The organism is Limnohabitans sp. TEGF002 (genome assembly GCF_055395845.1).
The window spans coordinates 1,075,226-1,095,943 of the sequence record NZ_AP029224.1; the positions used below are offsets into that span (position 1 = coordinate 1,075,226).

The 20,718-nt window shown below is 58.7% G+C and carries 23 protein-coding genes; 20 read left to right on the forward strand and 3 right to left on the reverse strand.

What is annotated here, in order from left to right; translation table 11 throughout:
• Positions 1-28: 28 nt before the first annotated feature.
• From ACZ5SR_RS05410 to ACZ5SR_RS05500, 19 genes are all read left to right on the forward strand, one after another.
• Entirely contained in the window at positions 29-577 is a 549-nt protein-coding gene (locus ACZ5SR_RS05410; protein ID WP_464450544.1) for a YceD family protein, read from the forward strand.
• 136 nt (positions 578-713) lie between these two features.
• Positions 714-896, forward strand: coding sequence for a 50S ribosomal protein L32 (gene rpmF, locus ACZ5SR_RS05415; RefSeq protein WP_005794249.1), 183 nt, complete (start codon positions 714-716; stop codon positions 894-896).
• A gap of 108 nt (positions 897-1,004) precedes the next feature.
• The gene (gene plsX, locus ACZ5SR_RS05420; RefSeq protein ID WP_464450545.1) at positions 1,005-2,069 is read left to right on the forward strand and encodes a phosphate acyltransferase PlsX; all 1,065 of its coding nucleotides are present in this window, start codon (positions 1,005-1,007) and stop codon (positions 2,067-2,069) included.
• A complete protein-coding gene (locus ACZ5SR_RS05425) occupies positions 2,066-3,043 on the forward strand; it encodes a beta-ketoacyl-ACP synthase III (RefSeq protein WP_464450546.1) in 978 nt (325 codons plus the stop codon). Before plsX ends, ACZ5SR_RS05425 begins: the two co-directional genes overlap by 4 nt.
• A gap of 68 nt (positions 3,044-3,111) precedes the next feature.
• Positions 3,112-4,062: an ACP S-malonyltransferase gene (gene fabD / locus ACZ5SR_RS05430; RefSeq protein WP_464450547.1), complete on the forward strand. Its 951-nt coding sequence runs from the start codon at positions 3,112-3,114 to the stop codon at positions 4,060-4,062.
• Positions 4,059-4,802, forward strand: coding sequence for a 3-oxoacyl-ACP reductase FabG (gene fabG / locus ACZ5SR_RS05435; protein WP_464450548.1), 744 nt, complete (start codon positions 4,059-4,061; stop codon positions 4,800-4,802). The genes fabD and fabG overlap by 4 nt, the downstream gene beginning before the upstream one ends.
• 62 nt (positions 4,803-4,864) lie before the next feature.
• Entirely contained in the window at positions 4,865-5,101 is a 237-nt protein-coding gene (acpP, locus tag ACZ5SR_RS05440; protein WP_019427049.1) for an acyl carrier protein, read from the forward strand.
• Positions 5,102-5,107: 6 nt separating this feature from the next.
• Positions 5,108-6,352, forward strand: coding sequence for a beta-ketoacyl-ACP synthase II (fabF, locus tag ACZ5SR_RS05445; protein ID WP_464450549.1), 1,245 nt, complete (start codon positions 5,108-5,110; stop codon positions 6,350-6,352).
• 616 nt (positions 6,353-6,968) lie between these two features.
• Positions 6,969-8,399 (forward strand): DegQ family serine endoprotease, encoded by a 1,431-nt coding sequence (locus tag ACZ5SR_RS05450; protein WP_464451021.1) that lies wholly within the window; start codon positions 6,969-6,971, stop codon positions 8,397-8,399.
• Positions 8,400-8,711: 312 nt separating this feature from the next.
• Positions 8,712-8,870, forward strand: coding sequence for a hypothetical protein (locus tag ACZ5SR_RS05455; protein ID WP_464450550.1), 159 nt, complete (start codon positions 8,712-8,714; stop codon positions 8,868-8,870).
• Positions 8,871-8,897: 27 nt separating this feature from the next.
• The gene (gene lepA / locus ACZ5SR_RS05460) at positions 8,898-10,706 is read left to right on the forward strand and encodes a translation elongation factor 4 (protein WP_464450551.1); all 1,809 of its coding nucleotides are present in this window, start codon (positions 8,898-8,900) and stop codon (positions 10,704-10,706) included.
• A complete protein-coding gene (gene lepB, locus ACZ5SR_RS05465; RefSeq protein WP_464450552.1) occupies positions 10,706-11,671 on the forward strand; it encodes a signal peptidase I in 966 nt (321 codons plus the stop codon). The genes lepA and lepB overlap by 1 nt, the downstream gene beginning before the upstream one ends.
• A 7-nt stretch (positions 11,672-11,678) precedes the next feature.
• Positions 11,679-12,371: a ribonuclease III gene (rnc, locus tag ACZ5SR_RS05470; protein WP_464450553.1), complete on the forward strand. Its 693-nt coding sequence runs from the start codon at positions 11,679-11,681 to the stop codon at positions 12,369-12,371.
• On the forward strand, positions 12,368-13,423 hold the full coding sequence (gene era, locus ACZ5SR_RS05475) for a GTPase Era (protein ID WP_464450554.1): 1,056 nt from the start codon (positions 12,368-12,370) through the stop codon (positions 13,421-13,423). Before rnc ends, era begins: the two co-directional genes overlap by 4 nt.
• A gap of 10 nt (positions 13,424-13,433) precedes the next feature.
• Entirely contained in the window at positions 13,434-14,183 is a 750-nt protein-coding gene (recO, locus tag ACZ5SR_RS05480; protein ID WP_464450555.1) for a DNA repair protein RecO, read from the forward strand.
• Entirely contained in the window at positions 14,180-14,926 is a 747-nt protein-coding gene (locus tag ACZ5SR_RS05485) for a pyridoxine 5'-phosphate synthase (protein ID WP_464450556.1), read from the forward strand. The genes recO and ACZ5SR_RS05485 overlap by 4 nt, the downstream gene beginning before the upstream one ends.
• Positions 14,923-15,330, forward strand: a complete 408-nt coding sequence (acpS, locus tag ACZ5SR_RS05490; RefSeq protein ID WP_464450557.1) for a holo-ACP synthase — start codon at positions 14,923-14,925, stop codon at positions 15,328-15,330. The genes ACZ5SR_RS05485 and acpS overlap by 4 nt, the downstream gene beginning before the upstream one ends.
• Before the next feature lie 37 nt (positions 15,331-15,367).
• Positions 15,368-16,453 (forward strand): beta-N-acetylhexosaminidase, encoded by a 1,086-nt coding sequence (nagZ, locus tag ACZ5SR_RS05495; RefSeq protein WP_464450558.1) that lies wholly within the window; start codon positions 15,368-15,370, stop codon positions 16,451-16,453.
• 18 nt (positions 16,454-16,471) lie between these two features.
• The gene (locus ACZ5SR_RS05500; RefSeq protein WP_464450559.1) at positions 16,472-16,798 is read left to right on the forward strand and encodes a hypothetical protein; all 327 of its coding nucleotides are present in this window, start codon (positions 16,472-16,474) and stop codon (positions 16,796-16,798) included.
• A gap of 60 nt (positions 16,799-16,858) precedes the next feature.
• On the opposite strand, the gene lysS is transcribed toward ACZ5SR_RS05500, so the two are convergent.
• Both lysS and ACZ5SR_RS05510 read right to left on the reverse strand, forming a co-directional pair.
• Entirely contained in the window at positions 16,859-18,412 is a 1,554-nt protein-coding gene (lysS, locus tag ACZ5SR_RS05505; protein WP_464450560.1) for a lysine--tRNA ligase, read from the reverse strand.
• Positions 18,413-18,501: 89 nt separating this feature from the next.
• On the reverse strand, positions 18,502-19,182 hold the full coding sequence (locus tag ACZ5SR_RS05510) for an LON peptidase substrate-binding domain-containing protein (protein ID WP_464450561.1): 681 nt from the start codon (positions 19,180-19,182) through the stop codon (positions 18,502-18,504).
• 33 nt (positions 19,183-19,215) lie between these two features.
• Between ACZ5SR_RS05510 and ACZ5SR_RS05515 the strand changes: the two genes are divergently transcribed.
• Positions 19,216-19,764 (forward strand): YggT family protein, encoded by a 549-nt coding sequence (locus ACZ5SR_RS05515; protein ID WP_464450562.1) that lies wholly within the window; start codon positions 19,216-19,218, stop codon positions 19,762-19,764.
• A gap of 67 nt (positions 19,765-19,831) precedes the next feature.
• Here the strand turns inward: ACZ5SR_RS05515 and accD are convergent, their stop codons facing one another.
• Entirely contained in the window at positions 19,832-20,704 is an 873-nt protein-coding gene (accD, locus tag ACZ5SR_RS05520) for an acetyl-CoA carboxylase, carboxyltransferase subunit beta (protein ID WP_464450563.1), read from the reverse strand.
• Positions 20,705-20,718 lie beyond the last annotated feature (14 nt).

Consider the following 20,718-nt stretch of genomic DNA (forward strand, 5'->3'; position numbering starts at 1 on the left):
AGATGAGTGATTCTCTTACACTGCAGCCATGGAAAAAAAATTAGACCCCCAACATTTGGATGTGCTGGCTTTTGCCCGCGATGCCTGCCATCTGCAAGGCGAGGGCGCACTGGCCGATTGGTCCCGTTTGGCCGAGGAGCAGCACGGTGACACACTGGTGGCAGGTGCCGTGCTTTGGCAATTGACAGGTCGAACGCAGACTCAATCGGGCGGCGCAGACCAAATTTGGTTGGATTTGCGTGCCTCGGTGCAACTGCCCATGCAATGCCAGCGCTGCCTGACCCCGGTGCTGGAGACTGTAGAGGCCGAGCGCTCGTTCCGTTTTGTAGCCGACGAGGCCACCGCTGCTGCATTGGACGATGAGGCCGAAGAGGATATTTTGGTCTTGAGCCGTGACTTCGACGCTTTGGCGCTGATCGAGGATGAGTTGATTTTGTCTTTGCCCCTGGTGCCCTTGCATGATGTTTGCCCACAAGCTGTACCCATGTCAGCAGTGGACCCGGAGTTTGAAGAAGCCGCAGAGCGGCCGAACCCATTTGGGGTTTTAGCGGGCCTGAAAACGAACAAGTCCAGTTGAGCGAGGGGGAGCCCCTTTCCTTGGGTTTTGTCTTAGGCTATAATCAATGGCTTCGCCCGGTTGAGCTGGGTGACATTCTCATTAACCAGACGCTGCGTCTTCATTTGCGCGGCCTCCAAGCTTCCAAGGAGCCATCATGGCTGTTCAGCAAAACAAAAAGTCGCCTTCCAAGCGCGGTATGCACCGTTCGCACAACGCTTTGAACGTGCCCGGCATCGCCGTCGAGCCCACAACAGGCGAAACACACCTGCGTCACCACATCAGCCCCAATGGCTTTTACCGTGGTCGTCAAGTGTTGAAAAACAAATCTGAAGCCTGATCGGCGTCAGCCCCAAGCCTCAATAGGCCCGGCGCTACTTTGCCAGTAGCCTCGGGCTTTTGTTTTTATGGCTTTGGATTTTTAAACGGTTTTGAGCTCTAGGATTCCATGACCTCGCCCATCCCGATCACCCTGGCAGTCGATTGCATGGGGGGCGACCACGGCCCTCGCGTTACGCTGGCGGCTTGTCGCCATTTTCTGGTCAGTCACCCCGATGCGCGCTTGTTGCTGGTGGGGCGTGCTGAGGCGCTGTCGGGATTTGCCGACCCTCGGGCCGAAGTGGTGACAGCCACTGAAGTGGTCGAGATGGATGATCCCCTGGAAGTGGCTTTACGCAAAAAGAAAGATTCTTCCATGCGGGTGGCCATCGAGCAGGTGCGCGATGGCAAGGCCGCAGCGGCAGTTTCGGCGGGTAACACGGGTGCTTTGATGGCCATTGCGCGTTATGTGCTCAAAACCATGGATGGCATTGACCGTCCGGCCATTGCCGGCCAGATGCCCAATTTCAAAGGCGGCGGCACCACCATGCTGGATTTGGGGGCCAATGTCGATTGCACGCCCGAGCATTTGTTGCAGTTTGCGGTCATGGGTTCGGCTTTGGTTTCGGTCCTGCAAGACAAGGATCAGCCTTCGGTGGGCCTGCTTAATATCGGCGAAGAGGCCATTAAAGGCAATGAAATCATCAAAAAAGCGGGTGAACTGTTGCGATCTGCCGCTAATTCTGGCGATCTAAATTTCCACGGAAACGTTGAAGGCAACGATATTTTCAAGGGCACGGTGGACATCGTGGTCTGTGATGGTTTTGTCGGCAATGTGGCCTTGAAGGCCAGCGAAGGCTTGGCAACGATGGTTGGCGGCTTTTTGAAGGCTGAGTTTTCTCGCAATATTTTCACGAAAGCCGCCGCTTTATTGGCTTATCCGGTTTTAACTGCGTTTAAAAACCGCGTTGATCACCGCCGCTACAACGGCGCAGCCCTGTTGGGCTTGCGAGGCTTGGTTTTCAAAAGCCATGGCTCGGCCGACGAGGTGGCTTTTGAGAATGCCTTGATCCGGGCTTATGATGCAGCTCGAAACCAATTGCTGGACCGCGTTCGGGACCGCATTGCGCATGCCGCACCATTGTTGATGGGCGCGCAGGCCGAGCGATCTGAACCCGCGGTCACATCTTTATGAGAATTTATTCACGCATTTTGGGCACCGGCAGCTACCTGCCTGCCAGACGCCTGAGCAACGCCGACCTCGCAGCTGAGCTGGCGCAGCAGGGGGTTGAAACCTCTGACGACTGGATCGTGGAGCGAACAGGTATCCGTGCCCGTTACTTTGCGGCCGATGAGCAAGGCTGCAGCGATCTGGCCACCGAAGCAGCCCGACAGGCGCTGGTCGCGTCGGGCTTGGTCGCGGCAGACATCGACCTGATCATCGTGGCCACCTCGACTCCCGATATGGTGTTCCCGTCGGTTGCGACCATGGTTCAACACAAACTGGGCGCATCAGGCTGTCCCGCGTTTGATGTTCAGGCCGTGTGTAGCGGCTTCATTTATGCATTGACCATTGCCGACTCGATGATCCAGTCCGGCTCCGCCAAGCGTGCTTTGGTCATTGGTTCAGAGATTTTCAGCCGCATCCTCGACTTCAAGGATCGAACGACCTGTGTGTTGTTTGGCGACGGTGCTGGCGCGGTCATCCTAGAAGCGTCTGAGCAGCCCGGCATTTTGGCCACCGATTTGCACGCTGATGGCAAATACAAGGATATTTTGTGCGTGCCCGGGCACGTGAACCGGGGAGCTATTTTGGGTGATCCGGTACTCAAGATGGACGGTCAGGCCGTGTTCAAACTGGCGGTAGGCGTGCTTGAAGACACGGCCCGCGCCAGTCTGGCCAAAGCCAATATGACCGATGCCGACATCGATTGGTTGATCCCGCACCAGGCCAACATCCGCATCATGCAAAGCACTGCCAAAAAGCTCAAACTTGGAGCCGACAAGGTAGTGGTCACGGTGGACCAACACGGCAACACTTCGGCCGCATCCATTCCGCTGGCGCTGGACACTGCCGTGCGCGATGGCCGTATCCAGCGAGGCCAAACCCTCATGCTCGAAGGCGTGGGCGGTGGCTTCACCTGGGGCTCGGTCCTCTTGCGTTATTGATTTGACAGGCCCGGGTCAGTGATGCGCGGCACGCTCACCCTGTTTCTTTCTAGATACAAAATTTGCTCATGACCACATTTGCTTTTGTTTTTCCTGGCCAAGGTTCCCAATCGGTAGGCATGTTGGACGCTTGGGGCGATCACCCTGTTGTTCTTGAAACTCTCCAAGAAGCCTCTGACGCCTTGGGCGAAGACGTGGCCAAATTGATCCACGAAGGCCCCAAAGAAGCGTTGGCCATGACCACCAACACACAGCCTGTGATGCTTGTGTCGGCTGTGGCCGCTTACCGCGCTTGGCTGTCCGAGGGCGGTTCCAAGCCGTCCGTGGTGGCAGGTCACTCGCTGGGCGAGTACAGCGCCCTCGTGGCTTCTGACGTGCTGACGCTGGCACAAGCCGCGCCGCTGGTGCGCCTGCGCGCCGCCGCCATGCAAGAAGCCGTGCCGGTGGGCGTGGGCGCGATGGCCGCGATTTTGGGCCTGGCCTCCGACAAAGTCATTGAGGGCTGCAAAGAGGCCCAAGCCACATTCGCCGCAGGAAGCCCCGAAGTGGTCGAAGCCGTGAACTTCAACGACGCGGCGCAAACCGTGATCGCAGGCAGCAAGGCAGCAGTGGACAAAGCCTGCGAAGTGCTCAAGGGCATGGGCGCCAAGCGTGCGCTGCTCTTGCCCGTGTCCGCCCCGTTCCATTCGAGCCTGATGAAGCCCGCTGCTGAAAAGCTGCGCGAGAAACTGGCCACCTTGACTCTGGGCGTGCCCCAGATCCCGGTACTCAACAACATCGATGTGGCCATCGAAATCGATGCCGACCGCATCCGCGATGCGTTGTATCGCCAAGCTTTTGGCCCGGTGCGCTGGGTCGAGTGCGTTCAGGCCATCAAGGCCCGTGGCGTGAGCACCTTGGTTGAATGCGGCCCCGGCAAGGTGCTGGCCGGAATGACCAAGCGCATTGATGCTGAATTGACCGGCGTGGCGCTGTATGACCCCGCCACCTTGGCCGAAGTGAAAGGAATCTTGGCATGAGCGAAGCACCAAAACAAATCGCACTGGTCACCGGCGCCTCGCGCGGTATTGGTGCTGCGATTGCCCTGCACCTGGCCCAACAAGGCTATGTGGTCATTGGCACCGCCACCAGCGATGATGGCGCGGCCAAGATCAGCCAGGCGTTGTCGGCTTTCCCAGGCAGCCGGGGTGCCAATCTGAACGTGAATGACGCCGCAGCTGGAGAAGCCCTGATCGACGCCATCGTCAAAGAGCATGGCGGCCTGCAGGTGCTGGTCAACAACGCTGGCATCACACGTGACACTTTGGCCATGCGCATGAAGGACGATGATTGGGATGCGGTGCTCGACACCAATCTCAAGGCCGTGTTCCGCATGAGTCGCGCCGTGATCCGCCCCATGATGAAGCAACGCTACGGCCGCATCATCAGCATCACCAGCGTGGTGGGCGCGTCGGGCAACCCTGGGCAGGCCAACTACGCCGCCGCCAAGGCAGGCGTGGCGGGCATGACCCGTGCGCTGGCCCGCGAGTTGGGCAGCCGCAACATCACCGTCAACTGTGTGGCCCCCGGTTTCATCGAAACCGACATGACCGCCAGCCTTCCTGAAGAGCAACAAAAAGCCTTGTTGGGCCAGATACCACTGGGCCATTTGGGCAAACCCGATGACATCGCCCACGCGGTCGCCTACTTGGCTGGAACGCATGCTGGCTATGTCACCGGACAAGAATTGCATGTCAATGGTGGCATGTTCATGGCCTGATTTTCGGAACCCCCTTCCGGACAGGTAAAATCTTCATTTTTCACAACCCTCAGAGGGACCCCATGAGCGATATCGAAGCACGTGTCAAGAAAATCATTGCCGAACAACTCGGCGTTGAAGAGTCACAAGTCACCAATGAAAAAGCCTTTGTGGCCGATCTGGGTGCCGACTCCCTCGACACGGTGGAACTGGTGATGGCACTCGAAGACGAGTTCGGCATCGAGATTCCTGACGAAGACGCAGAAAAGATCACTACGGTGCAGGCTGCGATCGACTACGCCCAAAGCAAGAAGGCCTGATCGACGATGACCCGGCGCCGCGTTGTTGTCACGGGTTTGGGATGCGTCAGCCCCGTGGGCAACACGGTTGCCGACGCATGGTCCAACCTGCTTGCCGGCCAATCCGGCATTGGCCCCATCACCCGTTTTGATGCGTCGGCGATGTCTTGCCGAATCGTGGGTGAAGTCAAAAACTTTGACCTCGAGTCCTACATCAGCGCCAAAGAAGCGCGGACCATGGACCGGTTCATTCATTACGGCATTGCCGCGGCCTCTCAAGCCATTCAGGATTCAGGTTTGGCCACTGGCGATGCTCTGGATGAAGAAGAGGCTTGCCGCATCGGTGTGGTGATTGGTTCTGGAATTGGTGGCTTGCCGCTGATTGAAGAAACCCACATCGAATACACCGCTCGCGGTGCGCGCAGAATTTCCCCTTTTTTCGTGCCTGCCTCGATCATCAACATGATCTCAGGTCACGTGTCGATGCGCAGTGGTTTCAAAGGGCCCAACCTGGCCGTTGTGACCGCTTGCACTACGGGCTTGCACAGCATTGGTGAAGCCGGTCGTCTGATCGAGTACGGCGACGCAGACGTGATGATTGCCGGTGGTTCCGAAGGCACGGTATCGCCACTGGGCGTGGGTGGCTTTGCTGCTATGCGTGCCTTGTCGACGCGCAACGACGACCCCACAGCGGCCTCTCGCCCCTGGGACAAGGACCGTGATGGTTTTGTGTTGGGTGAGGGTGCAGGTGTCATGGTGCTCGAAGAGTACGAACACGCCAAAGCACGGGGCGCCAAAATTTACGCCGAGCTGGGTGGTTATGGCATGAGCGCTGATGCGGGTCACATGACCGCGCCCAGCATGGATGGCCCCCGCCGCGCCATGCTCAACGCCATGCGAAATGCCGGTGTCAACGCTGACCAGATCGATTACCTGAATGCTCACGGCACCTCCACGCCGTTGGGTGACATCAACGAAACCAATGCCATCAAGGCGGCCTTGGGCGACCACGCTTACAAAACCGTGGTCAGCTCGACAAAGTCCATGACGGGTCATTTGTTGGGTGGTGCGGGTGGCATCGAGAGCGTGTTCACTGTGCTGGCGCTGCACCACCAAAAAGTGCCGCCCACCATCAACTTGGTGAACCCTGACCCCGAGTGCGATCTGGACTACTGTGCCAACACGGCACGTGATATGAAAATTGATGTGGCCCTGAAGAACAACTTCGGTTTCGGTGGCACCAACGGCTCTTTGGTGTTCAAACGGATCTGAGATCCGAGTCACCATCATGCACAACGCCCCACCTGTGGCTTTCCCGGTGGGGCGTTTTGTTTGGGGACGTGTTGCTTGGCTGGGCATGGCCGTGTCTTGCGCGGTGGGTTTGCTCATTTGGCAGTGGCTGGCGCAGTCGTCTAGTGCAAGGGTATTTGAGGCTTGGATTTTTTGGGGGCTCTGTGTGGGCGCATCTGGGGTCCTGATACCTCGGCAAGCGTTGACAGGCGGGCTTTTGTTCTGGAGTGGTGATGCCTGGTTCTGGCAAACAGAGAGTGGGGAAGACCAAGGTCTTGAGTTGTCAGTGGGCTTGGACTTGGGGAGCAGCCTGTTGCTTTGGGTTCGCTTGCAAGATGGACAAGGACGAAGCAGTCGACCATTGGCCTGTGCATGGCTGAGCGAAGTCGCGATGCCCACAAAGTGGCACGGATTTAGATGCGCTGTATATTCGCGGCCAAAGATATCGCGTGCCGCCGAGACGCCGATGACTTAGCATGATCGGTGTGGCTTGAATTGGTCTTTTTCGACCGCATCTCCCAGTTTGTCGGTCATCGGGATTGAACACCACAAGGAGACATTTGTGCTGAAGCAACATTGGATTAAGACAGCTGCATCGATGGCGCTGGCCAGCGGCATGGTTGCAGGGCTGGCAGGGCTGCCAACAGCAGCCGCAATGGCCCAAACACAGAGCGCTGCCGTACGCGGTTTGCCCGACTTCACTGATCTGGTGGAGCAGGTGGGGCCCTCCGTGGTCAACATTCGAACGCTCGAAAAAGTCCGCGCTAGCGCGCCGGGTGCCTCGACACCCGATGAGGAAATGCAAGAACTCTTCAGACGCTTTTTCGGGGTGCCCATGCCCAATGCGCCCAGACAGGCCCCTCGTCAGCAAAGACCTCAGGAGGAAGCACAGCCTCGTGGCGTGGGCTCTGGTTTCATCCTCAGCTCGGACGGCTTCATCATGACCAACGCCCATGTGGTGGATGGGGCTGATGAGGTGATGGTGACCCTGACCGACAAGCGTGAATTCAAGGCCCGCATTGTGGGCGCTGACAAGCGCACGGATGTAGCGGTGGTCAAAATTCAGGCCACTGGCTTGCCCGCCGTGAAGGTGGGGGATGTCAGCCGCTTGCGCGTCGGGGAATGGGTCATGGCGATTGGTTCGCCCTTCGGGTTGGAGAACACGGTCACGGCAGGCATTGTGAGCGCCAAGCAACGCGACACGGGCGACTATTTGTCTTTCATCCAGACCGATGTGGCCATCAACCCGGGTAACTCGGGCGGTCCCCTCATCAACATGCGCGGTGAAGTGGTGGGCATCAACAGCCAGATCTATTCCCGCTCCGGCGGCTTCATGGGGATCTCGTTTGCGATTCCGATGGACGAGGCGATGCGTGTCAGCGAGCAGCTGCGCAGCAATGGCCGCGTGAGTCGGGGTCGAATTGGTGTCCAGATTGCGCCTGTGACCAAGGAGGTGGCCGAAACGATTGGTTTGGGTAAGGCGCAGGGCGTGCTGGTTCGGGGCGTTGAAGAAGGATCGCCTGCAGAAAAAGCAGGACTTGAGGCAGGAGACATCATCACGCGCTTTGATGGAAAACCCATCGACAAACCAGCCGATTTGCCCCGTGCCGTGGGCAACACCAAACCCGGCAGCAAAGTAGGCATCACGGTATTCCGCCGTGGCGGCCTCAGGGACTTGAATATCACGGTGGCCGAGGTGGAGGCTGAGAAAGTGGCTTCGGCAACCCCGGAAAAGAAAGTGCCATCGGCCAGTGCTCAGCATTGGGGATTGACGGTCAGTGACTTGACCGAGGCGCAGAAACGGGACTTAAGGGTGCGTGGTGGCGTGCGTGTCGACGCCGTTGCAGATGCTGCCGCAAGGGCCGGGATTCGTGAGGGAGATTTGATATTGGCGATCGCCAACACGGAAGTCACGTCCCTCAAGGAGTTTGAGTCGATCATGTCCCGGGTGGACAAGACGCGTCCAGCCAGTGTTTTGATTCGCCGCGGAGACGGCGCACAGTACGTGCTGATTCGCCCACTTCAATGATGCTTGGACTTGTCAAGAGTCCTCAGTGAGCTGTAGGGATTTGGGGGCCGTGGAGAGGTCGGAACAAGTTTTTTAGGAAATTTTTGAGTTCATTGAGAAAATTTTTTAAAGTTTGTGCCAACTAACTTTGCTCATCTCTCATAACGAATTTGGCTAAAATAAGACGTCTTGACCCATGATTGATGGCATATAGCGCAGGGCTGAGTTCACGATGCGAGATTCCACGAAGCAGTCCACCGGTGATCCACAGATGGCCCACAAGTTGTTCAACAAGATGTTAGATTTTTTGTGAATAACTTGTGGATAAATTTCATGTTGCACGGCAACAACGACCTGCTGAACGTGTTTTTGGGGCTGTGCGCGTGGGCCAATTTGCCTACAATGAAGTCCCAACTATCGCAGTTGCCAATGATTGTTGGTTCAGGGCGTGTCACCACCAGACGCGCCCTTTTTTCTTTTACGGATCCTTGATCCACAAATACTTGCAGACGTTGTTTGATGAATCACATCAGAAATTTTTCGATCATTGCCCACATTGACCATGGCAAATCTACGCTGGCCGATCGCTTGATTCAACGCTGCGGCGGATTGGAAGCCCGCGATATGGAGGCACAGGTTCTAGACTCGATGGACATCGAGAAAGAACGTGGCATTACCATCAAGGCACAAACTGCTGCGCTGCAATACAAGGCCAAAGATGGGCAGGTTTACAACCTCAACTTGATCGACACGCCCGGCCATGTGGACTTCTCTTACGAAGTCTCGCGTTCCTTGTCGGCCTGCGAAGGCGCCTTGCTGGTGGTCGATGCCAGCCAGGGTGTGGAAGCCCAAACCGTGGCCAACTGCTACACCGCGCTTGACCTGGGTGTGGAAGTGGTGCCGGTGCTCAACAAGATGGATCTGCCCAATGCCGATCCCGACAACGCGCGTGCCGAAGTGGAAGACGTGATTGGCATTGACGCGACCGATGCGATTCCGTGCTCGGCCAAGACCGGCATGGGCATTGAGGAAATCCTCGAAGCCGTGGTCGCTCGCATTCCGCCGCCCAAGGGCAACCCCGATGCGCCGCTGCGCGCCATGATCATCGACAGCTGGTTCGACAGTTATGTGGGTGTGGTCATGCTGGTGCGTGTGGTCGACGGCCAATTGCACAAGAATGAGCGCATCCGCATGATGGCCAGCAACGCGGTGTACGAAGCCGGTAGCCTGGGTGTGTTCACCCCCGCCAACCAGCCACGCGAATCGCTCAAAGCGGGCGAAGTGGGTTACATCATTGCGGGCATCAAAGAGTTGCAGGCCGCCAAGGTGGGCGACACGGTCACCTTGGAAAAGAAGCTGCCCAACAACCTCGGGCCAGCCACCGAGGCCTTGCCTGGTTTCAAAGAGATACAACCCCAAGTGTTTGCCGGTTTGTACCCGACCGAAGCCAACCAATATGACGGCCTGCGCGACGCGCTGGAAAAGCTCAAGCTCAACGATGCGTCCTTGCATTACGAGCCGGAAGTCTCGCAAGCGCTGGGTTTCGGTTTCCGCTGCGGTTTCCTTGGCTTGTTGCACATGGAAATCGTGCAAGAGCGCCTGGAACGCGAATTTGACCAAGACCTGATCACCACGGCACCCAGCGTGGTTTATCAAGTGGTCCAGCCGGGTGGCGAAGTCGTCATGGTGGAAAACCCCTCCAAGATGCCCGACCAAGGTAAGCTGCAGGAAATCCGCGAACCCATCGTCACAGTGCATTTGTACATGCCGCAAGACTATGTGGGTCCGGTGATGACACTGGCCAACCAAAAACGTGGCGTGCAGATGAACATGGCTTACCACGGCCGTCAGGTCATGCTGACCTATGAAATGCCGCTGGGCGAGATCGTGCTGGACTTCTTTGACAAGCTCAAATCGGTCAGCCGGGGTTATGCCTCCATGGATTACGAGTTCAAGGAATTCCGGGCTTCAGACGTGGTGAAAGTCGATATCTTGCTCAACGGTGAGAAGGTTGATGCACTGTCCATCATCGTGCACCGCTCGCAGTCGCAGTACCGTGGTCGCGCAGTTGTGGCCAAGATGCGCGAGATCATCAGCCGCCAGATGTTTGACGTGGCGATTCAGGCGGCCATTGGTGCCAACATCATTGCCCGTGAAAGCATCAAGGCTTTGCGCAAAAACGTGCTCGCTAAGTGCTACGGTGGCGATATTTCGCGCAAACGCAAACTGCTCGAAAAGCAAAAAGCGGGTAAAAAGCGCATGAAACAGATTGGCTCGGTCGAGGTGCCTCAAGAGGCGTTCTTGGCGATTTTGCAGGTGGAAGATTGATGCAGTTTTTAACGTCTTTGGTGTTGGCCGCTTTTGTCGGGTATGCCGGTGGCTGGTATTTGGGTTTCATCGAGGGCAACTTTGCGCTGCTTTTGCTTTTGGCCACCGTGGTCACGGGCATTTATTGGCTGGCCGAGCGCTTCGTGTTCCTGCCGCAGCGCCAAAAAGCGGTGCTGCAGCTCGAAGCTGAAACGGCCCAGCGCCGTGCCGAGTTGACCAAAATGGGCATCGACAAGGTCGACACCGACATCCGTGAAAGCCGCGAAAAGTTGCTCATGCAGCCTTGGTGGTTGGATTGGACAGCGGGGTTGTTCCCGGTGATCGTTGTGGTCTTCATCTTGCGCTCGTTTTTGTTCGAGCCCTTCAAGATCCCATCGGGTTCCATGATCCCGACGCTGCACATTGGCGACCTGATCTTGGTGAACAAATTCCATTACGGCGTCCGCTTGCCTGTGGCCAATACCAAAATCACAGAAGGCACGCCCGTGCAGCGCGGTGATGTGATGGTGTTCCGTTACCCACCAAAGCCCAGCGTGGACTACATCAAGCGCGTGGTGGGTTTGCCCGGGGACGAGGTCGCTTACTTGAACAAAAGCCTAACGATCAACGGCAAACCGGTGCCTACCGAAGTGCTTCCGGACTTTTTTGACGAGTCCACCATGCGCTACCACAAGCACCGCCGTGAAACCTTGGGTGCCAAGCCGCACCAAACGCTGCAGGACGATGATCGTCCGGCTTTTGTTCCTGGCGCCGATCAGTTTGCCGGACGCGAAAACTGCAACTACACCGTCGAAGGCGTGACCTGCAAGGTGCCCGCAGGCCACTATTTCATGATGGGCGACAACCGGGATAACTCACTGGACTCGCGCTATTTTGGTTTTGTTCCAGACGCCAACATCGTGGGCAAAGCCTTTTTCGTGTGGATGAACTTCGGCAACCTCAAGCGCATTGGCGCTTTTGATTGAGGTGGGCGTGGCAACTTCCCCTGCATTGTCAGAATTACAAATCCGGCTGGGCTACGCCTTTCGCCAGAGCAGTTTGCTGCAGCAAGCGGTCACGCACCGCAGCTTCAGTGCCGACCACAACGAACGCCTGGAGTTTTTGGGCGATTCGGTGCTGAACCTCTCGGTTGCGCATTTGCTCTACACCCAACTGGCCAATTTGCCCGAAGGCGATTTGTCGCGTGTACGGGCCAACCTGGTCAAGCAAGACACGCTGCACCAACTGGCCAAAACCCTGGATTTACCTGCCGTGATGCGATTGGGTGAAGGTGAGATGCGCTCGGGTGGTCAAAACCGTCCGTCCATCCTGGCCGATGCCCTGGAAGCGATCATTGGTGCTGTGTACCTGGACGGTGGCTACAAGGACGCACAGGCCTTGGTCGAGCGCCTGTTTGCCCAGGTCGACATCAAACCCGACATGCAGGCCGTGGGCAAAGACCCCAAGACCGAGCTGCAAGAATGGCTGCAAGGGCGCAAGCTAGCGCTGCCCAAATACACCGTGGTCGGCACTTCCGGCGCGGCGCACCGCCAGCAGTTTGAGGTCTCTTGCGAGGTGACCGAACTGCGCCAAACCCAACAAGGCTCGGGCGCATCGCGCCGCGCGGCCGAACAAGCAGCGGCAGCCGCCATGCTGCAGACCCTGAAATCTGAAAGCGCCGCATGAGCACCGATAAAAAAACGCCTGATACTGAACGCACGCCGCAAGAGCAAACCATGCGCCGCCCCGTTCAAATCGCGGGCGTGACCATTCAGCCACGCGACGCGTCCGAAGACGCCGCCTTGCCCCCGGTCGCTGCCGCCCCTGCGCCTGTGCCGGTGGAAGGCCAGCGCTGCGGCCTGGTGGCCATTGTGGGCAAGCCCAACGTGGGCAAGTCCACCTTGCTCAATGCCTTGGTGGGCCAAAAAATCAGCATCACCTCGCGCAAAGCCCAAACCACACGCCACCGCATCACGGGTATCCGCACCCAAGGCGCGGCGCAGTACGTCTTTGTGGACACGCCCGGTTTCCAGACTATCCACGGCACCGCGCTCAACAAGTCGCTCAACAAGACTGTGGTTGGTGCAGTGAGCGATGTGGATTTGGTGTTGTTTGTGGTCGAGGCGGGCAGCTTTACCACGGCAGACGCCAAAGTCTTGGCCTTGCTCAAACCCGGTATTCCCGTCTTGTTGGTGGCCAACAAGCTCGATAACGTGCACCGCCGTGGCGACATCGCGCCTTGGCTGCAAAGCATGCAAGAGCGCCACGCTTTCACCGAATTTGTGCCCATGTCGGCCAAGCAACCTAAAGACATTGAGCGTCTTTTGGGCATTTGCGAAAAATACCTGCCTGAGCAGCCTTGGTGGCATGCGGAAGATGAACTCACCGACCGCAGTGAGAAGTTCCTTGCCAGCGAAATGGTGCGCGAAAAACTTTTCCGTCTGACAGGCGATGAGCTGCCCTATACCTCGACTGTGGTGATCGACAAGTTCGAAGAAGAGGCCGGTCGCACATCCAAACGCATGCTGCGCATTGCGGCCACCATCGTGGTGGAGCGCGAAGGCCACAAAGCCATGGTGATTGGTGACAAGGGCGAAAAGCTCAAGCGCATCGGGACCGAAACCCGTGTCGAGCTGGAAAAGCTGTTGGACGCCAAGGTGTTCATTGAGCTGTGGGTCAAAGTGCGTTCGGGCTGGGCCGACGACGAAGCGCGCGTGCGCAGCTTCGGCTACGAGTAATCACCCTTCAATGGCCACCAAGCGGATCGCAGACGAGCCAGCCTATGTGCTGCACCGCTACGACTGGAGCGAAACCAGTCTGATCCTCGAAGTCTTTACCCGTCACCATGGACGGGTGGCTTTGGTGGCCAAGGGGGCCAAACGCCCGACCTCGAGTTTTCGTCCGGTACTACTGCCTTTGCAGCCTTTGTCGCTGGCGTTTGGGGGCGACGGCGATATTCGCACCCTCAAATCGGCCGAATGGGTGGGTGGGCACGTCATGCCCACGGGCGAGGCCCTGCTGTCGGGTTATTACCTCAATGAACTGCTGATGCGGCTGACGGCCCGAGACGACCCGCACCCCGCTTTGTTTGAGGTGTATGCCGCCGCGGTGCGCCTGTTGGCCAGTGGCGACCCCGATGCGCTGCAGTGGGCCTTGCGCGGCTTTGAGTTGCTTCTGCTGCGCGAAATGGGCCTGTTACCCGCCTTGAACCTGCAGACTCTGACCCTCAAGCCTTTGTCGCCAACCGACAGTTACGCCTTGGTGCCCGAGGCGGGGCTGCAGTGGGTCAGCGAAGACCCACGCCATGCCTTGCGCGGCGAACAATGGCTGGCGCTGCACGCGGCGCTGGCGTCTCCCAGTCCCTTGGCCGCTTTGCTGCGCGAATGCGCCGACCTGCTGGTGCAGTTGCAGCGTCCCTTGCGCCTCTTGCTCAACTACCATTGCGGTGTGGGCGCTTTGCGCACCCGCCAAATGATGCTGGACTTGCAAACTTTATGAACACCATCCAACGCGTGGCCTTGTCGGTCAACGTCAACAAAGTCGCCTTGCTGCGCAACTCGCGTCACCTGGGCATCCCCAGCGTCACCCGTGCGGCCGAGCTTTGCCTGCAAGCGGGTGCGCAGGGCATCACCATCCACCCCCGACCCGATGAGCGCCACATCCGCGCCAGCGACGTTCCCGAGCTCACCACCTTGATGAAGGCCTGGCCAGACCGCGAGTTCAACATCGAAGGCAACCCGTTTCACAATCTGATGGATCATGTGCGCGTTGTGCGTCCGCACCAAGTGACCTTTGTGCCCGACAGTGAAGGCCAGTTCACCAGTGACCACGGTTGGACTTTTCCGCAAGACGCTGAGCGCCTGAAACCCCTGATCGACGAATGCAAGGCGCTGGGTGTGCGCGTGAGTCTGTTCATGGACCCGATCCCTGAACAAATGGCCGCTGCCCGCGCCGTGGGTGCTGACCGTGTGGAGCTCTACACCGAGCCTTATGCCGCCAGCTGGGGCACGCCCGAAAACTCGTTGCAGTTGCAGCGTTATGCCGATGCCGCCGTGGCGGCTTTGCAAGCTGGCCTGGGCGTGAACGCTGGGCACGACCTGAACCGTGACAACTTGCCCGCCTTTGTGACGGCCGTCAAAGGCCTGCAAGAAGTCTCGATCGGCCACGCCTTCATGGCCGATGCCCTCGAGCTGGGTTACGCCGCCACGGTGCAAGCCTATTTGGCCTGCCTGCAAAAATGATCTACGGCATCGGCACCGACATCTGCGACATCCGCCGCATCCGGGCCAGCCTGGACAAGCACGGCGAGCGCTTTGCCGCCAAAGTGTTGAGCGATGCCGAAATGGCCACTTGGAAGGCCCGAAGCGCCCGTTGGCCCGAGCGCGGTGTGCGCTACTTGGCCACCCGTTTTTCGGCCAAAGAAGCCTTCAGCAAAGCCATTGGTCTGGGCATGCGCATGCCCATGACCTGGCGGCTGTGCGAAGTGGGCAAACTGCCCAGCGGTCAGCCGGTCATCGTGCTGCATGGCGTGCTCAAAGAATGGTTTGAAGCCAAAAAACTCAGCGCCCACATCACCGTGACAGACGAGTCCGAATACGCCGCCAGTTTTTGCGTGGTCGAAACCCAAGACCCACCGCACCCTTGATTTGCCGCGCAGGCGCCCCACATTGAATGGAGTCCCCATGACACTGCACGCCCCCTTGATCATTGACATTGCTGGCACCACTTTGACCGACGTGGACCGCCTTCGCTTGGCGCACCCGCTCGTGGGCGGCATGATTTTGTTTGGTCGCAACTGGCACAGCCGTGCGCAACTCACCGACTTGTGTGCCGACATCAAAAGCATCCGTTCTGACCTTTTGATCGCGGTCGACCATGAAGGTGGGCGCGTGCAACGCTTTCGCACCGACGGCTTCACCCATTTGCCGCCCATGCGCGTATTGGGTGAACTCTGGTCACAAGACGACAAGGGCCAGCCCGGTTCGGGCGTGCTCAAGGCCTGCGAAGCGGCCACATCGGCGGGTTTTGTCTTGGCCAGCGAGTTGCGCGCCTGTGGCGTCGATTTCAGCTTCACGCCCGTGCTCGATCTGGACCATGGTGAGAGCGGCGTCATTGGCGACCGTGCCTTCGCCCGTGACCCGCGCGTGGTGAGCCTGCTGGCCCGCAGCCTGATGCAGGGCCTGCTGCAAGCGGGCATGGGCAACTGCGGCAAACATTTTCCCGGACACGGCGCCGTCAAGGCCGACTCGCATGTGGCACTGCCCGTCGACAAGCGCAGCCTCAAAGCCATCCTGGCCGATGACGCGCAGCCGTACCGTTGGCTGGGCAGTGTGCTCACGGCCGTCATGCCTGCGCATGTGATTTACAGCAAGGTCGACAGTCGCCCGGCAGGCTTTTCGCCACGCTGGCTGCAAGACATCTTACGCGCCCAGCTGGGCTTTCAGGGCGTGGTCTGCACCGACGACCTGTCGATGGCCGCCGCCCGCCAGATGGATGGCCGCACCCTCAGCTACACCGAAGCGGTGATCACCGCACTCCAAGCCGGTTGCGACCTGGCCCTGCTTTGCAACCGTTCGGCAGTGAACGGCGGCGCAGAACTGGACGAGCTGCTTGACCAGCTGGCCGAAGCCCAACTCAAAGGCCATTGGACACCCAGCGAAATCAGCGAAGAGCGGCGCTTGGACCTCTTGCCCCGATCGCCTGCCCGCCCTTGGGACGAGCTGGTGCGCTCGGCCGACTACATCCAGGCGCTCGACCGCTTGCCTTGAACTGAACAGGACACCTGAATGAACTGGATTGCACGCATCATCATGGGCTTGCTCGGCCTGGTTTTCCTGGCTGTCTTGCTTTTTGGTTTGCTCTGCTATGTCCTGTATGCAACGGTTCGTTGGCTGTTGACAGGCCGCAAGCCTCAGGTGGTGATGGTCTGGCAGCAGTTCAGTGCCATGCGACAAAACTTCAGGCAGGGTGGCTTTAGCGCTTCAAGCAGCGAAGGCTTTGAGCATTCAAGAGGGCATGGTGCGCCATATGCCCGTGATGACCAGGTGGTCGACGTGGAGGTGCGCGAGGTAGTCGAGGACGCACCGCGTTTGCCGTCCGACCGACGCCTATGAACTGACTTGTCCAACAAAAAACCCGGCCTTGGCCGGGTTTTTTGTGACGGTGTGTCCCGCTTATTCCTGCACGTGGCGCAGAGCAGGGAACAGGATCACGTCGCGGATGCTCGCGCTGTCGGTGAGCAGCATCATTAGGCGGTCGATGCCAATGCCGCAGCCGCCTGCGGGCGGCATGCCGTATTCGAGGGCACGCACAAAATCGTGGTCGAAGTACATGGCTTCGTCATCGCCGTCGTCTTTGGCGGCCACTTGGGCTTGGAATCGTGCGGCCTGGTCTTCGGCATCATTCAACTCGCTGAAGCCGTTGCCGAACTCGCGGCCGGTGATGTAGAGCTCAAAGCGCTCGGTCACTTCAGGGCGGGTGTCGTTGGCGCGGGCCAGCGGTGAGATTTCAGTGGGGTGTTCCATGATGAAGGTGGGCTCCCAGAGCTTGTCTTCCACAGTTTCTTCAAAGTAGAACACCTGCAGGCTGGCCAAGCTGCGGGTGGACAGCTTGTTTTTCTCTTCGTTCATGCCGAGCTTTTTCAGCGCGTTGATCAGCCACTCGGCGTTGTCCACGTTGTCACCGGCTTCGGTGTGTTTGACGATGGCTTCGCGGATGGTCATGCGTGCGAAAGGCTTGTTCAGGTCGACCGGCTTTCCGTTGTAGGTCAAGTCCAGGGTGCCTGCAGCGGTCATGGCCGCGTTGCGGATCAGGCTTTCGGTGAAGCCCATCAGGTCCTGGTAGTTCCAGTACGCCGCGTAGAACTCCATCATGGTGAACTCGGGGTTGTGGCGCACCGAGATGCCTTCGTTGCGGAAGTTGCGGTTGATTTCGAACACGCGCTCAAAGCCGCCCACCAGCAGGCGTTTGAGGTAGAGCTCGGGCGCGATGCGCAAGAACATCTCTTGGTCCAGCGCGTTGTGGTGCGTCACAAAAGGTTTGGCGTTGGCACCACCGGGAATGGGGTGCAGCATGGGCGTTTCGACTTCCAAAAAGCCGTGCTGGACCATGAATTCGCGAATGCCGCTCACGGCCTTGCTTCGGACCACAAAGCGCTTGCGGGCGGCTTCGTCGGTCATCAGGTCCACGTAGCGCTGGCGGTACTTAACTTCTTGGTCAGCAATGCCGTGGAATTTGTCTGGCATGGGACGCAGGCTCTTGGTGAGCATGCGGATGCTGGTGGCGTGGATAGACAACTCGCCTGTGCGGGTCTTGAACAAATGGCCTTCCACACCCACGATGTCGCCCAGGTCCCAGTGTTTGAACAGGGCGTACAGGTCTTCACCCACGTCGTCACGCGTCACATAGACCTGGATGCGGCCGGTGGCGTCTTGCAGGGTGGCAAAGCTGGCCTTGCCCATGACGCGCTTGAGCATCATGCGACCTGCCACCTTCGCGGTAGTCTTGGACATGCCTTCGCCATTCAGTTCTTCAGCGGCTTTTTCGCCGTGGGCCTGGTGCAGGTTGGCGGCGTGGTGCTCTGGCTTGAAGTCGTTGGGGAAGGCCACGCCTTTGCCGTCGCCCTGCGACTGGCGCATGGCTTTGAGTTTTTCGCGGCGCTCGGCGATCAGCTGGTTTTCATCTTCTGGGGCTGGTGCGGCTGTGGCGTTGGCGTTCGTGTCGGACATGGCAGGCGGTGGTTGGGTTGGGTGCGCTGGGCACCTGAACCGTGGTTTCGGAGGAACTGTTTCTGCGCCAAGGCGCAAAGCCTTCTATTTTAAGAGCTTGTGGGAGGCCTCTGATCAGGTTCTGGATCTGTGGCTTTGGCAGGGGCCACCACCATGTCACCGATCAACTCCAGCCGCATCAAGGGCTCTTGCAGCGCAAAGAGGCGGTATTTCATTTGCAAAGGCAAGGGCAGCAACTCGCCCCAGCGGTGGGACAGCCAGCTGCAGTCCTGCAGCCGCCAAGCCTCGGCCCAGTGGGGCACCTCGCTGGGCTGAGCGCTCAGCTGGGTCAGCACTTCGTGCATTTGCGCAGACAAGTGTTGGAGGTCGTCGGGTACCTGAACGGCAGGCTCGGGCGGCAAGGCTTGCAACCGTCCCAGCCACAGGCCGTCGCTGCGCTGCTGCGTGGCTTCGATGCGGAACTTTTCGACACCACGGCACCAAACCATAACTAAACCGGGCTGAGGCCGCTCGATGCGCTCGATCTGAACCCGGGTGCCCAAGGCCTCAAACTGCTCGGCCGCTGTGCCGGGACGGTGTACTTCGCGGCCTTGGGTCAGCGTGACCACGCCAAAACCTGTGCCCTGACGCTCGCATTCGCCAATCATCTGCAAATAGCGCAATTCAAACAGCTGCAGCGGCAGCAAAGCGCCGGGAAACAGCACGGTACCCAAGGGGAACAAGGGCAATTCCGTCAGGGCTTCGGGGGATGGGGCATCGCGTTCAGTCATCTGGGTATCATCGCACGAGCAGGAGAAAAAACGATGTTGTTCCAGATGGTGAGCTTGGTGTTGGACGTGGTAGCAGGCCTGATTGCAGGCACTTGTTTACTGCGTTTTTTGATGCAGTGGCAACGCATTTCTTTTCACCAGCCTTTGGGCCAGTTCGTGTTTGCGGTCACCGACTGGTTGCTTTTGCCGCTGCGCCGAGTGATCCCGCCATGGTCGGCTTGGGATTTGTCGAGTTTGGTGGGGGCTTTCCTGATCAAGCTGGTGCAGTACCTGCTGCTGTGGCTTGTCGCGGGCGGGCAGGGTGCTTTGGCTTTGCTGCCGCTGGTCAGTCTGGTGGGCATGGTCCAGCTGGTGGTCTCGGCCCTGAGTGCGCTGGTGTTGGTGTTGGCGGTGATGTCTTGGGTGAACCCTGGCTCACCCATGTACAGCCTGGTGGCGCGCTTGAGTCAGCCGTTTTTGAGGCCTTTCCAGCGTGTGGTTCCCCTGATCGGTGGCGTGGACTTGTCGCCCATCGCCTTGCTGGTGGTGCTTCAATTGGTAGGCATGGTGTTGGCCCAGTTGCAGATGAGCTGGATGTACTGATCGGATTTAATTGAGTTGAAACAAAGGCCCTCCGAAGAGGGCCTTTGTTTTGGGCGCGCAGGGCGGGTCAGCTCACGGCATCGGCTGGCTGGCGCTGGAGCATGGCCAGTGTGCTGGCGATGGTTTTGCGCAGTTCACGGCGGTCGCAAATGAAGTCCACCGCCCCCTTGGCTTGCAGGAACTCTGCACGTTGGAAACCTTCTGGCAGTGTCACGCGCACGGTGCTTTCGATCACCCGGGGGCCTGCAAAGCCGATCAGGGCTTTGGGCTCGGCGATCACCACGTCACCCAAAAAGGCAAAGCCTGCGGACACCCCACCCATGGTCGGGTCGGTCAGTACGCTGATGTAGGGTAGGCCTTTCTTGGCCAGGCGAGTCAAGGCAGCGTTGGTCTTGGCCATTTGCATGAGCGAGAGCAGACCTTCTTGCATGCGGGCACCACCGGTGGCGGTGAAGCAGACAAAAGGCACTTTTTGCGCAATGGCAGTTTCCACGCCGCGCACAAAGCGCTCGCCGACGACCGAGCCCATTGAGCCACCCATGAAGTCAAATTCAAAGCAGGCCGCCACCAATTCGATGTTGTGCACAGCCCCACCCATGACCACCAGTGCGTCGGTTTCGCCTGTGTTGTTCATGGCCTCTTTCAGGCGTTCGGGGTATTTGCGGCTGTCCTTGAACTTCAAAGCGTCCACTGGAACCACTTCCTGGCCGATTTCGTAGCGGCCCTCGCCGTCCAGAAAAGCGTTCAGGCGGGCGCGGGCACCGATGCGCAGGTGGTGCGAGCAGCCGGGGCAAACGTTCTGGTTTTCTTCCAGGTCGGTTTTGTACAGCACCGTCTCGCAGCTGGGGCACTTGACCCACAAACCTTCAGGCACTGAGCGACGGTCAGCCGGGTCGGTGTGCTGGATTTTTGGGGGGAGCAGTTTTTCGAGCCAACTCATGAGGGTTCTCCTTC

Excerpts from the sequence above, each read along its gene's own strand:
- era (WP_464450554.1), top strand. The coding sequence starts at position 12,368 with ATGAGCACCGATAAAAAAACGCCTGATACTGAACGCACGCCGCAAGAG.
- ACZ5SR_RS05515 (WP_464450562.1), top strand. The coding sequence starts at position 19,216 with ATGTTGTTCCAGATGGTGAGCTTGGTGTTGGACGTGGTAGCAGGCCTG.
- acpS (WP_464450557.1), top strand. The coding sequence starts at position 14,923 with ATGATCTACGGCATCGGCACCGACATCTGCGACATCCGCCGCATCCGG.
- accD (WP_464450563.1), bottom strand. The coding sequence starts at position 20,704 with ATGAGTTGGCTCGAAAAACTGCTCCCCCCAAAAATCCAGCACACCGAC.
- fabG (WP_464450548.1), top strand. The coding sequence starts at position 4,059 with ATGAGCGAAGCACCAAAACAAATCGCACTGGTCACCGGCGCCTCGCGC.
- acpP (WP_019427049.1), top strand. The coding sequence starts at position 4,865 with ATGAGCGATATCGAAGCACGTGTCAAGAAAATCATTGCCGAACAACTC.
- lepA (WP_464450551.1), top strand. The coding sequence starts at position 8,898 with ATGAATCACATCAGAAATTTTTCGATCATTGCCCACATTGACCATGGC.
- recO (WP_464450555.1), top strand. The coding sequence starts at position 13,434 with ATGGCCACCAAGCGGATCGCAGACGAGCCAGCCTATGTGCTGCACCGC.
- ACZ5SR_RS05450 (WP_464451021.1), top strand. The coding sequence starts at position 6,969 with ATGGCGCTGGCCAGCGGCATGGTTGCAGGGCTGGCAGGGCTGCCAACA.
- lysS (WP_464450560.1), bottom strand. The coding sequence starts at position 18,412 with ATGTCCGACACGAACGCCAACGCCACAGCCGCACCAGCCCCAGAAGAT.
- ACZ5SR_RS05510 (WP_464450561.1), bottom strand. The coding sequence starts at position 19,182 with ATGACTGAACGCGATGCCCCATCCCCCGAAGCCCTGACGGAATTGCCC.
- ACZ5SR_RS05485 (WP_464450556.1), top strand. The coding sequence starts at position 14,180 with ATGAACACCATCCAACGCGTGGCCTTGTCGGTCAACGTCAACAAAGTC.
- ACZ5SR_RS05455 (WP_464450550.1), top strand. The coding sequence starts at position 8,712 with ATGTTGCACGGCAACAACGACCTGCTGAACGTGTTTTTGGGGCTGTGC.
- lepB (WP_464450552.1), top strand. The coding sequence starts at position 10,706 with ATGCAGTTTTTAACGTCTTTGGTGTTGGCCGCTTTTGTCGGGTATGCC.
- plsX (WP_464450545.1), top strand. The coding sequence starts at position 1,005 with ATGACCTCGCCCATCCCGATCACCCTGGCAGTCGATTGCATGGGGGGC.
- nagZ (WP_464450558.1), top strand. The coding sequence starts at position 15,368 with ATGACACTGCACGCCCCCTTGATCATTGACATTGCTGGCACCACTTTG.
- fabF (WP_464450549.1), top strand. The coding sequence starts at position 5,108 with ATGACCCGGCGCCGCGTTGTTGTCACGGGTTTGGGATGCGTCAGCCCC.
- ACZ5SR_RS05500 (WP_464450559.1), top strand. The coding sequence starts at position 16,472 with ATGAACTGGATTGCACGCATCATCATGGGCTTGCTCGGCCTGGTTTTC.
- ACZ5SR_RS05410 (WP_464450544.1), top strand. The coding sequence starts at position 29 with ATGGAAAAAAAATTAGACCCCCAACATTTGGATGTGCTGGCTTTTGCC.
- ACZ5SR_RS05425 (WP_464450546.1), top strand. The coding sequence starts at position 2,066 with ATGAGAATTTATTCACGCATTTTGGGCACCGGCAGCTACCTGCCTGCC.
- fabD (WP_464450547.1), top strand. The coding sequence starts at position 3,112 with ATGACCACATTTGCTTTTGTTTTTCCTGGCCAAGGTTCCCAATCGGTA.
- rpmF (WP_005794249.1), top strand. The coding sequence starts at position 714 with ATGGCTGTTCAGCAAAACAAAAAGTCGCCTTCCAAGCGCGGTATGCAC.